This is a genomic window from Kitasatospora sp. NPDC001683 (genome assembly GCF_053596495.1).
Genome location: NZ_JBSFGK010000010.1, coordinates 109,027 through 123,140, shown reverse-complemented (window position 1 = coordinate 123,140; position 14,114 = coordinate 109,027). Strand labels below are relative to the sequence as shown.

The 14,114-nt window shown below is 73.8% G+C and carries 16 protein-coding genes; 9 read left to right on the top strand and 7 right to left on the bottom strand.

Translation table 11 applies throughout. The features are described 5' to 3' along the window. Positions 1 to 10 precede the first annotated feature (10 nt). From ACWCYO_RS08380 to ACWCYO_RS08370, 3 genes are all read right to left on the bottom strand, one after another. On the bottom strand, positions 11 to 751 hold the full coding sequence (locus ACWCYO_RS08380; protein ID WP_449783785.1) for a zf-HC2 domain-containing protein: 741 nt from the start codon (positions 749 to 751) through the stop codon (positions 11 to 13). Further along, the gene (locus tag ACWCYO_RS08375) at positions 748 to 1,320 is read right to left on the bottom strand and encodes a sigma-70 family RNA polymerase sigma factor (RefSeq protein ID WP_449783784.1); all 573 of its coding nucleotides are present in this window, start codon (positions 1,318 to 1,320) and stop codon (positions 748 to 750) included. The genes ACWCYO_RS08380 and ACWCYO_RS08375 overlap by 4 nt, the downstream gene beginning before the upstream one ends. A 100-nt stretch (positions 1,321 to 1,420) precedes the next feature. Then, a complete protein-coding gene (locus ACWCYO_RS08370) occupies positions 1,421 to 1,984 on the bottom strand; it encodes a hypothetical protein (protein ID WP_449783783.1) in 564 nt (187 codons plus the stop codon). A gap of 161 nt (positions 1,985 to 2,145) precedes the next feature. On the opposite strand from ACWCYO_RS08370, the gene ACWCYO_RS08365 reads away from it, so the two are divergent. The 6 genes from ACWCYO_RS08365 (at position 2,146) to ACWCYO_RS08340 (ending at position 8,330) form a co-directional block, all read left to right on the top strand. Further along, on the top strand, positions 2,146 to 2,535 hold the full coding sequence (locus ACWCYO_RS08365) for a thioredoxin family protein (RefSeq protein WP_270148132.1): 390 nt from the start codon (positions 2,146 to 2,148) through the stop codon (positions 2,533 to 2,535). 159 nt (positions 2,536 to 2,694) lie between these two features. Next, positions 2,695 to 3,429, top strand: a complete 735-nt coding sequence (locus tag ACWCYO_RS08360) for an alpha/beta fold hydrolase (RefSeq protein ID WP_270148131.1) — start codon at positions 2,695 to 2,697, stop codon at positions 3,427 to 3,429. 128 nt (positions 3,430 to 3,557) lie between these two features. Next, on the top strand, positions 3,558 to 5,003 hold the full coding sequence (locus ACWCYO_RS08355) for a dihydrolipoyl dehydrogenase family protein (RefSeq protein ID WP_449783782.1): 1,446 nt from the start codon (positions 3,558 to 3,560) through the stop codon (positions 5,001 to 5,003). 136 nt (positions 5,004 to 5,139) lie between these two features. Continuing rightward, entirely contained in the window at positions 5,140 to 6,234 is a 1,095-nt protein-coding gene (locus ACWCYO_RS08350; protein WP_270148128.1) for a WD40/YVTN/BNR-like repeat-containing protein, read from the top strand. Between the two features lie 128 nt (positions 6,235 to 6,362). Next, entirely contained in the window at positions 6,363 to 7,118 is a 756-nt protein-coding gene (locus ACWCYO_RS08345; protein ID WP_449783781.1) for a GNAT family N-acetyltransferase, read from the top strand. A 183-nt stretch (positions 7,119 to 7,301) separates the two neighbouring features. Then, positions 7,302 to 8,330, top strand: coding sequence for a LacI family DNA-binding transcriptional regulator (locus ACWCYO_RS08340; RefSeq protein WP_270148125.1), 1,029 nt, complete (start codon positions 7,302 to 7,304; stop codon positions 8,328 to 8,330). Positions 8,331 to 8,338: 8 nt separating this feature from the next. On the opposite strand, the gene ACWCYO_RS08335 is transcribed toward ACWCYO_RS08340, so the two are convergent. The 3 genes from ACWCYO_RS08335 to ACWCYO_RS08325 form a co-directional block, all read right to left on the bottom strand. Next, positions 8,339 to 9,376 carry an endonuclease/exonuclease/phosphatase family protein gene (locus ACWCYO_RS08335; protein WP_270148124.1) on the bottom strand — a complete coding sequence of 346 codons (1,038 nt, stop codon included), beginning with the start codon at positions 9,374 to 9,376 and terminating at the stop codon, positions 8,339 to 8,341. A gap of 230 nt (positions 9,377 to 9,606) precedes the next feature. Further along, entirely contained in the window at positions 9,607 to 10,125 is a 519-nt protein-coding gene (locus ACWCYO_RS08330) for a GNAT family N-acetyltransferase (protein WP_449783780.1), read from the bottom strand. Between the two features lie 149 nt (positions 10,126 to 10,274). Continuing rightward, positions 10,275 to 10,736, bottom strand: coding sequence for a molybdopterin-dependent oxidoreductase (locus ACWCYO_RS08325; protein ID WP_270148122.1), 462 nt, complete (start codon positions 10,734 to 10,736; stop codon positions 10,275 to 10,277). Between the two features lie 325 nt (positions 10,737 to 11,061). On the opposite strand from ACWCYO_RS08325, the gene ACWCYO_RS08320 reads away from it, so the two are divergent. Both ACWCYO_RS08320 and ACWCYO_RS08315 read left to right on the top strand, forming a co-directional pair. Further along, on the top strand, positions 11,062 to 11,433 hold the full coding sequence (locus tag ACWCYO_RS08320) for a YciI family protein (RefSeq protein WP_270148121.1): 372 nt from the start codon (positions 11,062 to 11,064) through the stop codon (positions 11,431 to 11,433). Positions 11,434 to 11,480: 47 nt separating this feature from the next. Continuing rightward, positions 11,481 to 12,725 (top strand): RNA polymerase sigma factor, encoded by a 1,245-nt coding sequence (locus tag ACWCYO_RS08315; RefSeq protein WP_449783779.1) that lies wholly within the window; start codon positions 11,481 to 11,483, stop codon positions 12,723 to 12,725. Here ACWCYO_RS08315 and ACWCYO_RS08310 read toward each other — a convergent pair whose 3' ends face one another. After that, positions 12,726 to 13,193 carry a MarR family winged helix-turn-helix transcriptional regulator gene (locus tag ACWCYO_RS08310; protein WP_270151333.1) on the bottom strand — a complete coding sequence of 156 codons (468 nt, stop codon included), beginning with the start codon at positions 13,191 to 13,193 and terminating at the stop codon, positions 12,726 to 12,728. A 111-nt stretch (positions 13,194 to 13,304) separates the two neighbouring features. Between ACWCYO_RS08310 and ACWCYO_RS08305 the strand changes: the two genes are divergently transcribed. After that, on the top strand, positions 13,305 to 14,087 hold the full coding sequence (locus ACWCYO_RS08305) for a dioxygenase family protein (RefSeq protein WP_270148119.1): 783 nt from the start codon (positions 13,305 to 13,307) through the stop codon (positions 14,085 to 14,087). The last annotated feature ends 27 nt before the right edge of the window (positions 14,088 to 14,114 follow it).

Below are 14,114 nucleotides of genomic sequence, written 5' to 3'. Positions count from 1 at the left end.
CCGGCCCGGGTCAGGCATTGTGCGCCGGGACGGAGACCAGCAGGGCGTCGGTGCTCTGGACCCGCACCTCGAAGTGGTCGATGTCGCGCGGCTGGAGGGCCGCGCCTCCGGTGGTGCGCAGCGTCTCCCGGTTGTCGGGCTCGTCGTAGCCGCTGGCCGGGACGCTCCAGGTGGTGACCGTCTGGTGCTCGCCGCCGTTCGAGACGGCGACCAGTCGGCAGGTCAACGGGCCATTCACGCCCGAGAGTTGGAGGCTGATCTGGCTGCCCCAGGTCTTGCCGTCGATGCCGACGGTGGCCTTGGCGCCGGTGGTCGGATCGGTGGCGCTGAACTGTTCGGCGACGGCGACCACGGCAGGCGTGGTCTCGGCGGTGAGCACCGCGGCCGTGACGGCCGGGCCCGCCGCGACCATCGCGGTGGCGGCCAGGGCGAGGGCCAGCCGACGAATCCGGCCCCGCCGCCGGCCGGCCCTGACCTCGGCGACCAGCCGGTCCAGGAGCCGGCCGCCCGGCATCGGCAGGGGCCCGGCGGGGTCCAACCCGGCGGCCGCGGTCGAGGCCGTGTACTCGGCCAACACCCGCTCCACGGACTCGAGTTGCCGCACCTCCTCGGTGCACTGCGGGCAGCCCGCCAGGTGCCCTTCGAAGGCGGCGTTCTCGGCGGGCTCCAGCACGCCGAGGATGTACGCTCCGACGTCCAGGTGCACGGCTCCGGCGGGCAGGCCGGGGTCGGGGGCGGGCCACGTGGTCACGATCTCACTCCCCTTTCCTCCAGCGCGAGCCTGAGCGAGCGCAGTGCGTAGAACACCCGCGACCGGACGGTCCCGGCCGGGATGCCGAGTTCGGTGGCGGCCTCCTTGGCGGTGCGGCCCTTGAGGTAGGTCTCGACGATGACCTCCCGGTGGGCGGGCGAGAGGTCGGCGAGGGCGTCCGTGACGGTCATCATCCGCAGCGCCCGTTCGATGTCGTCCTCGGCGGGCAGTTGCTTCAGGGCCTCGGCGTCCACCTCGTGCGGGCGGGCGCGGGCGCTGCGGTGGTCGTCGATCACGATCCGGCGGGCGACGGTGACCAGCCAGGGCCGCAGCGAGTCGGCCTCCGGGTCGAGCCGGTGGATGTTGCGCCAGGCCCGGACCAGCGTCTCCTGGACGACGTCCTCGGCGCGCTGCCGGTCGCCCGCGACCAGGTGGAGGACGAAGGCGAAGAGTGGACCGGCGTGCTCGCGGTACAGGGCCCGCATCAGTTCCTCGTCGGCGGCCCCCGTGCCGTGCGCGGCGGAGCCGCCGGCGGGGTGCTCATCGGTCACCACTTCATCCTTGCGCACCCGGGCGCCACCGGCGAGGGCGGTGGCCTGCCGCGGTCAGCGGCCGCCGGTCGGCGGCGGTGGCCTGCAACGGTCGGTGCGCATCGCTCCGCTCCCTCGGTCAGTAGCCCGGTGTGCTGGGCATCGGTGTGGGGTTGGCGGGCCCCGGTGAGCCGGGCGCCGAGCCGCCGCTCGGCATCGCCCTGCCGCCGGTCGGGGTCACCGCGAACCAGGTGCCGGCCACGCCCTCGCCCTTGGTGTCACCGGGCTTGGTGTCCATCGAGAAGCGGTAGACCGGCGAACCGTTGATGGCGACCTGCTTGGTGCCGTCGGAGCGGGCGACGGTGCCGACCAGCGTGCTGTCGACGCCCTTGGCGGTGACGTTGCCGTTGGCTTGCTCAGGCGGCCAGATCGTGGCGCAGTTACCGTTGCAGTAGGACTCCGGCGGGTTGGTCCCGTCCTGGTCGAAGCGGTAGAGCGTGAAGCCCGCACTGTCGGTGACGATCGTGCCGAGCTCGGGGTCGTGCACGGTCCGCAGAGTGGCACCGGTCGGCCCGCCGGGAGGGCCCGACGTGCTCGGCGCGCTGCCCGACTTGCCCGAGCCGGACGACCCGCAACCGGCGACCAGGGCGGCCGCGGCGACGGCGAGCAGGGCGGCCCGGCGGGTGCGACGTGTGCTGCGCATGGGGCGCCTCCCGCCTCGTTGAGCGGAACTCGACACCCTTACGTACGGACGGTCGCCGCCGCGTGCTCAATCGGCCACGGCCCGGAATACCCCCGTGGGCATCACCGTTGTCCCCGGCGGACGGTCTGTGCCGCCACCTTCGGAAGGGAAGGATCCGCGAGATGAGCAACACGGTCGAGCTGACCAAGGAGAACTTCGACGACATCGTCCCGGGCCCGGAGGGCAAGGACTTCGTCTTCATCGACTTCTGGGCCGGATGGTGCGGGCCGTGCCGCCAGTTCGCCCCGGTGTACGAGAAGGCCGCGGGCCGCCACCCGGACCTGGTCTTCGCCAAGGTCGACACCGAGGCCCAGCAGGAACTGGCCGCCGCGTTCGGCATCCAGTCGATCCCGACGCTGGCGATCATCCGGGAGGGTGTGCTCGTCTTCTCCCAGGCCGGCGCGCTGCCGGAGCCGGTCTTCGAGGACCTGATCGGCCAGGCCCGCAACCTGGACATGGCCGAGGTCAAGCGCAAGGTGGCGCAGGAGCAGGCGGCCGAGGGCCAGGCCTGAGCCGTCCCGCGCCGTTCTGAGCCACGCCCGGGCCGTTCTGAGCCGTGCCTGGCCGCACCTGAGCCGTGCCCGGGCCCGGAGAGCCGCTGCTCCCCGGGCCCGGATACGATCTTGGAGTCGCCGGTGACGGGGGTGCCGTCGCGGAAGGAGCGATCCACCATGAGCACGTTCGTACTGGTTCCGGGATTCTGGCTCGGCGCCTGGGCCTGGGACGAGGTGGCCGCGCCGCTGCGCGCGGCCGGGCACGACGTCCACCCGGTGAGCCTGCCGGGGCTCGCCGAACGGGCGGGCGAGCAGGGCGACTTCGGGCTGGAGGAGCACATCGCCGACCTGGCCGAGCTGCTGGTGCGCGAGGACCTGTGGGACGTGGTGCTGGTCGCGCACAGCGGTGCCTGCGCGCCGGTGGGCGGGGTCGCGGACCGGATGCCGGAGCGGATCCGGCGGGTGGTCTACCTGGACAGCGGCCCGATGGTCGACGGCGCCTCGGTGTACGACCTCTGGCAGCCCGACTTCCGGGCGGAGGCCGACGCCACGGTGGTCGACGGCCGCTTCCCGATGCCCTCCTGGGAGTACATGGCCGACCACGGGTCCAGCCTCGAGGGCCTGGACGAGGCCACGCTGGCGCAGGTCCGCACCCGGCTGACCCCGCACCCGGTCGGGGCCTACCGGGACGCGCTGCGGCTGACCGGCGCCGGGGCCGCGCTGCCGCAGGCGCTGATCTCCTGCTCCTTCCCGCTGGAACAGGTGCGGGCGCTGATCGCGGCCGGGCACCCGTGGTTCGTCGGGATGGACCGGCCCAACTGGGAACTGCGTGAACTGCCCACCGGGCACTGGCCGATGTTCTCCCGCCCCGCCGACACGGCGGCCCTGCTGGCGGAGCTCGCGGCAATCTGAGCCCGTCCGCGTGTTCGCCCGCGCGCGGGCCCGTCCGCGTGCAGGATGGGGCCCACGCCGGCGGGCGTCGAGGGCGGCCCGCACCAGGCGGGACGACGCGAGGCCCGCGAGACCACGGAGGATCCGACATGACCAGCAGCACCGCCGAGGAGTACGACGTCATCGTCCTGGGCGCCGGACCGACCGGTGAGAACGTGGCCGACCGGACCGTCGCCGCGGGCCTGCGCACGGTGATCGTGGAGGCCGAACTGGTCGGCGGCGAGTGCTCGTACTGGGCCTGCATGCCGAGCAAGGCGCTGCTGCGCCCGGCGGCCGCGCTGGACGACGCCCGCGCGGTGGGCGGCGCCCGGGAGGCGGTCGGCGGCGGACGGCTGGACGCGGCGGCGGTGCTGGCCCGGCGGGACTCCTTCACCTCGCACTGGAAGGACGACGGCCAGGTGCAGTGGCTGCGGGACACCGGCATCGAGCTGGTCCGCGGCCACGGCCGGCTGGCGGGCGTGCGGACCGTCACGGTGGAGGCGGAGGACGGCACCGAGCGGGTGCTCACCGCCCGGCACGCCGTCGCGGTGTGCACCGGCAGCCGCCCGGTGCTGCCGACCGACGTGACCGGGCTGGCGGACGCCCACCCGTGGACCAACCGGGAGGCGACCGGCTCGCCGACCGTCCCCGGGCGCCTCGCGGTGGTCGGCGGCGGGGTGGTCGGGGTGGAGATGGCCCGCGCCTGGCGGGCGCTCGGCTCCGAGGTCGTGCTGCTGGTGCGCGGCGACGCGCTGCTGCCGCGGATGGAGCCGTTCGCGGGCGAGCTGGTCGCGGAGGGCCTGCGCGAGGCGGGGGTGGACCTCCGCTTCGGCACGGAGGTGACGGCACTGGAGCGGCCCGGGGCCACCGGGCCGGTGGTGCTCTCGCTGAGCGGTGGCGGGGCGCTGACCGCCGACGAGGTGCTGTACGCGACCGGACGGGCCCCGCGCACCGCCGACATCGGACTGGAGCAGGTCGGGCTGCGGCCGGGCGCCTGGCTGGACGTGGACGACAGCTGCACGGTGCTGGGCGTGGACGGCGAGTGGCTCTACGCCGCCGGGGACGTCAACCACCGGGCGCTGCTCACCCACCAGGGCAAGTACCAGGCCCGGATCACCGGCGCGGTGATCGCCGCCCGCGCCCAAGGGCGCGCACTGGACACCTCGCGCTGGGGCGCGCACTCCGCGTCCGCCGACGTCGCCGGTGCGCCGCAGGTGGTGTTCACGCAACCGGAGGTCGCGGCCGTCGGTCTGACCCTGGCGGCGGCCGAGCGGCTCGGGCTGCGGGTCAAGGCCGTCGACCACGGGATCGGCGACGTCGCCGGGGCCTCGCTCTACGCGGACGGCTACCGCGGCCGGGCCCGGGTGGTCTTCGACCTGGACCGGGAGGTGATCATCGGCGCCTGCCTGGTCGGCCCGGCCGTCGCCGAGCTGCTGCACTCGGCGACCGTGGCGGTGGTCGGCGAGGTGCCGATCGACCGGCTCTGGCACGCCGTCCCCGCCTACCCGACGATCAGCGAGGTGTGGCTGCGGCTGCTGGAGGGCTGCCGGGGGTAGGCCCCGGCCGGAGCGGGGTGCGCGGCGCGGCGAGATGTGGCCACCGGTGGACGGCGGGACACTGGCGGTGGGGCGTGCCGACGCGCCCCGGGGGGCCGTCCCGGGGGGCCGTGCTCATGATCAGGTGGTGTGAGACATGACCGAGGTGCTGTTGGCCGTCGGAACCGAGAAGGGCCTCTTTCTCGGCCGCAGCCGCGACCGGCTGGACTGGAAGTTCAGCGGGCCGCACTTCCGGATGAACGCGATTTACTCCGTCTCGATCGACCGCCGCGAGGGCCGGACCAGGCTGCTGGTCGGCGCCGACAGCAGCCACTGGGGCCCCTCGGTGTGGCGCTCGGACGACCTCGGCGACACCTGGCACGAGCCGGCGCGGCCGGCGATCCGCTTCCCCGAGTCCACCGGCGCCTCGCTCACCCGGGTCTGGCAGCTCCAGCCCGCCGGACCGGAGGCCCCCGGCGTGGTGTACGCGGGCACCGAACCCGCCGCGCTGTTCCGCTCCACCGACGGCGGCGAGACCTTCGCCCTGGTCGAGTCGCTCTGGAACCACCCCCAGCGGCCCGAGTGGGGCGCCGGTTACGGCGGCCAGGGCCTGCACACCATCCTCACCGACCCGCGCGACCCCCAGCGGCTGCTGGTCGCCGTCTCCAGCGGCGGCGTCTACCGCAGCAAGGACGGCGGCGACAGCTGGGCCCCCTCCAACACCGGCCTGCGCGCCGAGTTCTTCCCCGCGGAGAGCCAGTACCCCGAGTTCGGCCAGTGCGTGCACAAGATCGCGCCGGACCCGGTCCACCCCGACCGGCTCTACCTGCAGAACCACGGCGGCGTCTACCGCAGCGACGACTGGGGCGCGAGCTGGCGCTCCATCGCGGACGGGCTGCCCGCCGAGTTCGGCTTCGCCATCGCCGCCCACCCGCGCCGGGGCGACACCGCCTACCTCTTCCCGCTCGGCGGCTCGGACGACCGGATCCCGCCCGGCCACCGCTGCCGGGTCTTCCGCACCACGGACGCCGGCACCAGCTGGGAGCAGCTGGCCGACGGCCTGCCGGGCGAGGACCACTACGGGATCGTGCTGCGCGACGCCCTGCGCACCGACGACGCCGATCCGGCCGGGATCTACTTCGGCAACCGGACCGGTGACGTGTACGGCAGCCGCGACGAGGGCGAGCACTGGTCGCTGCTGATCTCCCACCTGCCGGACGTGCTCTGCCTCCGGGCGGCGCTGGTGAGCTGAGCGGGACCAAGCCCTACGGGCCTGGCGGCGCCACCTCGAAACGCGCTGGTCGAAAACCCGTTGCACCGGGCTCCTGGATCCGGTGAGCATGGGCCGCCGACGAACGAGCTCGTGAACGGGGTGGGGCCATGGCCGACACGGACCGGGTGATCAGGCGCAACGGCGACGGCGCACCGGTGCTGCGGTACCGGTTGGGAGAGCGGGAGGGGCGGCCCTGGGCCGACTTGCTGGAGGTGCTGGACGACTCGGCGGACGCGGCGGAGTTCATCCGCGCCGAGCTGCCCGGCTGGGTGGTCTCCGGGCCGCCCGAGCTCGGGCAGCGGCTGCTGGCGCAGGGCGCGACCGCCCTGCGGCACGCCCACACCTTCCGGCGCGACCTGCGCGCCGATCCCCCGCCCGCCGAATGGGCCGGGACGCCGCTGCGCGAGGGCCTGCGGGCGGTGCCCTGCGACCGCTCGCCCGAGGAGCTGCTGGAGTCCTGGCGGGCCGCCTTCGACCCGACCCACGTGGACCACTACCCCGGCGACGACGCCCGGGCCGTCGCCGACCGGATCGGCCCGCTGCTGGCCGGGCAGGCCATCGGCCCGGTGCTGCCCTCCAGCCTGCTCGCCGTGGACGCCGAGGACCAGGTGGTCGGCGCGGTCGTGCTGACCGACCGCGACGGCCTGCCCTGGGTCGCCGAGGTCTTCCGCCACCCCCGGCGCGGCTACCGCGGCCTCGGCGCCGACCTGCTGCGCCGGGCGGTCGCGGACGCCGCCGACCGGGGGCTGGCCGACGTGCACCTGACGGTGACCGAGGGCAATCCGGCCCGCCGGGTCTACGAGGCGCTCGGCTTCCTGCGGCAGGAGACCTCGCTGACGGTGATCGTGCCGGACGCCGGCTGACCAGGGCCCGGCGGTTCTTGCCGGACAGGCCCTGACCGCTCCGTCTTTCGCGGCACCCGCTGGCGCCCGTCCCGTCAGCGTCGACACGGGTGCCGCCCGCCCGGCTACCGGAGCGGGCCGATCGGGGGCTCCCCCGGGCGCGGAAAACACGCTGGTCGGAGGCGCTGTGTAGGCTCACTGGTCATGGCGAGGGTGACACGGGACGATGTGGCGCGGGTGGCGGGGACGTCCACGGCGGTCGTGAGTTATGTGATCAACGACGGGCCGCGACCGGTGGCGGCGGCCACCCGGGCCCGGGTGCTCGCCGCGGTGGAGGAGCTCGGCTACCGGCCCAACCGGGTCGCCCAGGCGATGGCGCGGCGGCGGACCGACCTGCTCGGGATGGTCGTGCCGGACGCCCGCCAGCCCTTCTTCGCCGGCCTGGCGCACGCCGTGGAGCAGGCCGCCACCGAGCACGGCCGGCTGCTGCTGATCGGCAACTCCGACTACGCCGACGAGCGCGAGGCGCACTACATCCGGGCCTTCCTCGGGATGCAGGTGGACGGCCTGATCCTGGTCACCCAGGACCCGGCCACTCCCGGGCTGACCGGCTTCGACTCGGCCGACGGCACCCCGGTCGTGCTGCTGCACCACCGGGCGGAGAGCGCCGAGGGCGTGGCCGTGGTGGCGGACGACGAGGGCGGCGCGCGCGAGGTGGTCCGTCACCTGCTCGGCCACGGCCACGCCGAGGTGCACTGCTTCGGCGGCACCCTGGCGCTCAGCCCGCTCGACCCGGTCACCGGACGGACGGCCGGCTGGGCCGGGGCGCTGGCCGAGGCCGGGCTGTCCACCGAGGGGCGGCTCACCCAGGCGCCCTTCGACCGGGTCCGGGCGCACGCCGAGGCGCTCGCCCTGCTCAGCCGGCCCGACCGGCCGTCCGCGGTGTTCTGCGCGACGGACGACCAGGCGATCGGTCTGCTGCGGGCCGCCGACGACCTGGGCATCCGGGTGCCGGAGGACCTCGCGGTGGCCGGCTTCGACGACATCGCCGAGGCGGTGATCGCCGGACCGGCGCTGACCACCGTCACCACCGCGCAGGACGAGATGGCCCGGGCCGCGGTGGACCTGGTGCTCGGCGGGCCGGAGCGCCGCGCCGCCGGGACCCGGACCTTCCCGGCCCGGCTGGTGGTGCGGCGCTCCTGCGGCTGCCAGCCGTCGCGGCAACGACCTTAGGCCGTAGGTCAGTTCAGCTGGAAGGTGGCCTCGACCGGGTAGTGGTCGCTGGGCGCGTTGGTGTCCAGCTGGCCCGGCGCCCAGCCGGCCTGCGGGTCGAAGTCGACCTTCACGTTGGACATCGAGGTCGGCACCGGACGGCCCGGGGCGTTGAGGTAGCCGATGTAGTCGAGGTCGTCCCGGTAGTCGGTCGGGAAGGTCTCGACGCCCGCCATGTACTGGCACCAGGAGGAGACCGGACAGTCCATGGTGGTGCGGGCCTGGGTCGGGTCGGTGGCCGGGGTGCCGAGCACGCCGTTGACCGCGTTCTGGGCGTTGGTGTAGTCGCCGCGGCTCTGGCCGTGGAAGTACTCGACGTTGAGGTCGCCGCCGATCAGCACCGGCGCGCTGCTGCCGACGATGCCGTCGACCCAGGCGCGGATCTCGGCGAGCTGGCCGAGCCGGGTGGACTGGGTGGTGTCGGTGGAGGTGTCGGACTCGTCGGCCTGCAGGTGGGTGCCGACCACCCAGGCGGTGCTGCCGTTCTTGTTCACCTGGACCAGCGCCGCGCCCTTGTTGGCGTGGTAGTCCCAGGTGCCGTAGGTCGAGTTGCTGAAGACGTGGGCGTACTGGGCGGTGATCGGGTACTTGGAGAGGATCATCGTGCCGCCGTTGATGACGAACCACGAGTTGGAGCAGTTGCCGCTGACGCCCGTCCAGCCGCCGCCGGAGCAGACCCCGCCGACCACCGGGGTGCGGTACGGGTAGAGGTCGGCGAGCTTGCTGTTGATGTCGGCGGTCGAGCTGTTGTTGAACTGCTCGTCCAGGACGACCACGTCGGCGTTGTGCTGGCGGACGATCTGCTCGATCACCGGGGTGCGGCGGGCGGCCTGCTCGTTCTGGGTGCTGTCGACGATCGCGGTGCCGAGGTCGACGTTGAACGCGAAGACGGACAGCGTGGCGGGGCTCGCCGAGGTGGTGGCGGAGGCCGTCGGCGCGGTGCCGCCGAGCAGCAGTGCGGCGGCGGCCGCCGAGGTGAGGGCGGCGGCCGTGCGACGCGAGAGCATGGGCGTTCTCCTGGGTCCGTCAATCCGGTGGGGCCCGGTCGGGCCGGGGTGACCGGCCGCCGGGGATTGGCGGGGGAACGCTAGCTACTGCTCGGTACTTCGGGAAGAACGCCAGGCGATCAGTTTCGATCGCTCCCGTGGCGACGAGGTGTCTGTACAGGTCAGGGTGGCTGGCTGACAAGATGTCTGTACACCCTTGCACGGTGCGCCGAGGACCCGGTGAACCTCCGTCAGCCGTCCGACAGTTCGTCCGCGAGCAGATCCATCAGCACGTTGTCGTGCCAACTGCCGTCCGGGCCGCGCTCGTACTGGCGCATGGTGCCGACCGGGCGGAAGCCGACCTTGGCGTAGCAGCGGATCGCGGCGAGGTTGTCCGCGGCCGGGTCGATCACCAGCCGGTGGTAATGGTGGTCGTGCACCAGGTGCCGGGCCATGGTGCGCACGGCGTCGGTGCCCAGGCCCAGGCCGTGCACCGACGGGTCCAGGTAGAGGTCCATCCCGGCGTGCCGGTAGTCGTCGTCGTTGTTGGCGTACCACTGGACGGCACCGACGACCCGGCCGCCCAGCTCGATCGCGAAGGTCTCGGTGTCGGGCGATTCCAGGTCCCCCGCGACCTCGTCGGCCAGGTCGTCGCCGCCGCGCCAGCGGGCGAAGACCTCGGGCGTGCTGCGGATCGCCACCAGTGCCGGGATGTCGTCGGCGGTGGCCGGGCGGAGGGTGACCAGGGTGCCGTGCAGAATCGTCCCCATACGGGGCATGTTGGCATGGAAAACCGCCCCGGGCGAGCGGTTCGCGTGCGCCCGGCGCACTGCCCGCACACGGTGCCCGGGTGCTGTGCCCGGGCGCTTCGCCCGGGTGCTGCTTGCGCCCGGGCGCCGTGCCCGGGCGCCGCGGCGAACTATCCGGCAGGCTGCACCGGGCCGCCGAGCGGCCCCAGCCAGACGGCGGTGACGGCGCTGACGTAGCGCGCGCCGCAGTGGTCGTCGGGGACGACCAGCTGCGGGCCGGCGGCGTCCAGCGGGGCGCCGTCCATGCTGGTGGCGAGCAGGATCCGGCGGCCGCCGAAGTCCGGGTCGATCTCGGCCCAGGAGACCACGGCCCGGTGGCCGTCGGCGCCGACCACGTTGAGCAGGAAGCGCAGCCGCTGCTTGCGGCCGGAGAAGTCGATCCGGGGCCGGGCGGCGAGCAGGACGTCCAGCAGCGCCGGGCCCTCGTAGCCGTGGCGCTGCTCGCCCTCGGTCAGGCAGTCGAAGCTGACCTCGACCCGGTGCGCGGGGAGGGTGCGCAGTTGCTCGACGGTCAGCTCGGCCGGCTCGTCGAGGTGGCCGTGCAGCCGGACGGTGGGTCTCGCCGGGGTCATGGTGCTCCTCCTCCCGGGCCGCGCCGCCGCGACCCGGGAGGAGGGGTACCCGAGGTGGAGCGCGGGCATTCGCATTCGCGATGGCGAATGTCGATGTTCATCGGCAGTTGCGATGAGTCAGCGAGACGTCGGCTCGCATTTGCGGCCGCAGGCACGGGGCGCGCCGGAACCGGCGGGGCCGTGCCTCAGACCTCGTCGAGCTGAAAGGCGGCACGTGGGGCACGGCGGAAGAATTCTTCCCGGCGGGTGTCGATCCGGCGCCGGTCCGATCGACGCAGGGGTGAGAGGCGGGGAGGAGCCCCGCCCGTACGACCGAGGAGTCACCATGCCGCGCTTCATGACGCTGATCCGCATCGACGAGAACGCCCGCGACGGGTGGGAACCCGACCCGGGGTTCGAGCAGCGGATGGGGGCGCTGTTCGAGGAGATCACCAAGGCCGGGGTGATGCTGGAGACCGCCGGGCTGACCCCGACCGCCCAGGGCACCCGGGTGACCTGGAACGACGGGAAGGTCGGCTACACCGACGGGCCGTTCACCGAGACCAAGGAGGTCGTCGGCGGCTACGCCATCCTGCAGTGCAAGGACAAGGCGGAGGCGCTGGAGTGGACCCGGCGCTTCCTGCAGACCCACCCGGCGAACTGGCAGGTCGAGGCGGAGGTCCGGCAGATCGACGAGATGCCGCAGCCCCCGCGGTGACGAACCCCGGTTGCCTCCCGCTCCGCCGGCTGCTCTGATGGGTGGCCGTGACGGAGAGGGAGGCGGGCGCGGCCGTCGAGGCGGTGTTCCGGATCGAGTCCGCCCGGGTCATCGCCGCGGTCGCCCGGATCGTGCGGGACGTGGGAATCGCCGAGGAGCTGGCGCAGGACGCGCTGGTGGCCGCGCTGGAGCAGTGGCCGCGGGACGGCGTCCCGGACAACCCGGGCGCCTGGCTGACCGCCACCGCGAAGCGGCGGGCGATCGACCTGGTGCGCCGCCGGGAGGTCTACGCCCGCAAACTCGCCGAGGTGGGACGGTCGCTGGAGGACGCGCCCCCGCCCGAGTCAACGGAGCCGTCAGGGCCGCAGGACATCGACGACGATCTGCTGCGGCTGATCTTCACCGCCTGCCACCCGGTGCTGTCGGCGCGAGCCCGGATCGCGCTCACCCTGCGGCTGCTCGGCGGGCTGACCACCGCGGAGATCGCCCGCGCCTTCCTGGTGCCGGAGCCGACGGTGGCGCAGCGGATCGTCCGGGCGAAGCGGACCCTGGCCAGGGCGGGGGTTCGGTTCGAGGTGCCGTACGGCGCGGACCGGGCGCAGCGGCTGTCCTCGGTGCTGGAGGTCGTCTACCTGATCTTCAACGAGGGGTACTCGGCCACCGCCGGGGACGACCTGCTCCGCCCGCAGCTGTGCGAGGACGCGCTGCGGCTGGCCCGGGTGCTGGCCGCGCTGGTGCCCGGCGAGCCGGAGGTGCACGGGCTGGCCGCGCTGCTGGAGTTCCAGGCCTCCCGGACGGCCGCCCGCACCGGACCGGACGGGCGGCCGGTGCTGCTGGCCGAGCAGAACCGGGCGCGCTGGGACGGGCTGCTGATCCGGCGCGGCTTCGACGCGTTCCAACGGGCGGGCACCGGGCCGTACTCGGTGCAGGCCGCGATCGCCGCCTGCCACGCCAGGGCGCGGCGGTACGAGGACACCGACTGGTCGACGATCGCCGCGCTGTACGAGCGACTGCTCGCGCTGACGCCCTCGCCGGTGGTGGCGCTGAACCGGGCGGTGGCCGTCTCGATGACCCAGGGACCGGCCGCCGCACTGGAGTTGGTGGACGCCCTGGCGGCGGAGCCGGCCCTGCGCGACTACCACCTGCTGCCGAGCGTGCGGGGTGATCTGCTGGCCCGGCTGGGGCGGGCGATGGAGGCTCGGGCGGAGTTCGAGCGGGCGGCGGAGCTGACCCGCAACGAGCGGGAGCGGGAGTTGCTGCGGGAGCGGGCCGCCGCGCTGCGGGAGGACTGATCAGGAGGTCTCGTCCTGGCGCAGCCGGGCGCTGACCGCGCCGAGGCCCTCGGCGAGCACGGCCAGTTGCTCGCGGGTGAGCACGTCGATCAGCAGCTCGCGCACCAGGGCGACGTGTCCGGGGGCGGCCTGGCGGATCATCTCCCGGCCCTGGTCGGTGAGTTCGGCGATGACGCCGCGCACGTCGCTGAGGCAGGAGCGGCGGGCGACCAGGCCCATCCGCTCCAGCTGGGTGACCTGGTAGGTCAGTCCGCTCTTGGAGGTGACCAGCTTGTCGGCGAGTTCGGTCATCCGCAGCGAGTCTCCGGGGGCGGCGGACAGGTGCACCAGGATCTCGTACTGCTGGTGGGAGAGGCCGGAGTCCTCCTTGAGCTGGCGTTCCAGCCGCCGGTTCAGCAGGTTGCTCGCGACGACGAAGCCCCGCCAGGCGGCCATCTCGTCCTGGTCGAGCCAGCGGGGTTCGTTCAATGAGGACATGGGCGAAGCCTACTCCTGTTGTTCAAATTCGAACGAAGGTGTACCGTCGGAGACAGAGGTTCAAATTTGAACTACCTTTCCGAGGAATCCGAGGAGGACGCCATGAGCGCCGCGGCCCCCGAGCGCATGCCCGCCCTGTACCTGTCGCACGGCGCGCCGCCGCTCGCCGACGACCCGATCTGGCCGGGCGAGCTGGCCGCCTGGTCCGCCGACCTGCCGCGCCCCAAGGCCGTCCTGATGGTCTCCGCCCACTGGGAGGAGGCCCCACTGGCCGTCGGCGCCGTCACCACCGTCCCGCTGGTCTACGACTTCTGGGGCTTCCCCGAGCACTACTACACGGTCCAGTACGCCGCCCCCGGCGCACCGGAACTGGCCGAGCGCGTGCGCAAGCTGCTGCGCGCCCCCGGCACGCCCGTCCAGGACGTCCCCGACCGCGGGCTCGACCACGGCGCGTACGTGCCGCTGGTGGAGATGTTCCCGGCGGCCGACATCCCGGTGCTGCAGATCTCCCTGCCCACCCTGGACCCCCAGCGGCTGCTGGAGATCGGCCGCCGGCTCGCCCCGCTGCGCGACGAGGGCGTGCTGATCATCGGCAGCGGCTTCTTCACCCACAACCTGCGGGCGCTCAGCAGCGACGGCCGGGTCAGCTCGGTGATGGCCGAATTCGACGACTGGGGCAGGCGCGCCCTGGACGCCCACGACCTGGACGCACTGCTCGACTTCGAGCACAAGGCCCCGGCCGGGCGGCTGGCGCACCCGCGCACCGAGCACTTCGCCCCGCTGTTCGTCACCCTCGGCGCCGGCGAGGCCGACCTCGGCAGCCAGCGCAGTGTGATCGACGGGTTCTGGATGGGGCTGGCCAAGCGGTCGATCCAGCTGGGCTGAACGGGTCACAGCGAAAAGGCTCGGGGC

Coding starts and splice junctions, on each gene's coding strand:
- ACWCYO_RS08335 (WP_270148124.1), bottom strand. CDS start 9,376: ATGCTCTCGCGTCGCACGGCCGCCGCCCTCACCTCGGCGGCCGCCGCC.
- ACWCYO_RS08350 (WP_270148128.1), top strand. CDS start 5,140: ATGACCGAGGTGCTGTTGGCCGTCGGAACCGAGAAGGGCCTCTTTCTC.
- ACWCYO_RS08360 (WP_270148131.1), top strand. CDS start 2,695: ATGAGCACGTTCGTACTGGTTCCGGGATTCTGGCTCGGCGCCTGGGCC.
- ACWCYO_RS08340 (WP_270148125.1), top strand. CDS start 7,302: ATGGCGAGGGTGACACGGGACGATGTGGCGCGGGTGGCGGGGACGTCC.
- ACWCYO_RS08370 (WP_449783783.1), bottom strand. CDS start 1,984: ATGCGCAGCACACGTCGCACCCGCCGGGCCGCCCTGCTCGCCGTCGCC.
- ACWCYO_RS08345 (WP_449783781.1), top strand. CDS start 6,363: ATGGCCGACACGGACCGGGTGATCAGGCGCAACGGCGACGGCGCACCG.
- ACWCYO_RS08305 (WP_270148119.1), top strand. CDS start 13,305: ATGAGCGCCGCGGCCCCCGAGCGCATGCCCGCCCTGTACCTGTCGCAC.
- ACWCYO_RS08355 (WP_449783782.1), top strand. CDS start 3,558: ATGACCAGCAGCACCGCCGAGGAGTACGACGTCATCGTCCTGGGCGCC.
- ACWCYO_RS08365 (WP_270148132.1), top strand. CDS start 2,146: ATGAGCAACACGGTCGAGCTGACCAAGGAGAACTTCGACGACATCGTC.
- ACWCYO_RS08320 (WP_270148121.1), top strand. CDS start 11,062: ATGCCGCGCTTCATGACGCTGATCCGCATCGACGAGAACGCCCGCGAC.
- ACWCYO_RS08330 (WP_449783780.1), bottom strand. CDS start 10,125: ATGGGGACGATTCTGCACGGCACCCTGGTCACCCTCCGCCCGGCCACC.
- ACWCYO_RS08325 (WP_270148122.1), bottom strand. CDS start 10,736: ATGACCCCGGCGAGACCCACCGTCCGGCTGCACGGCCACCTCGACGAG.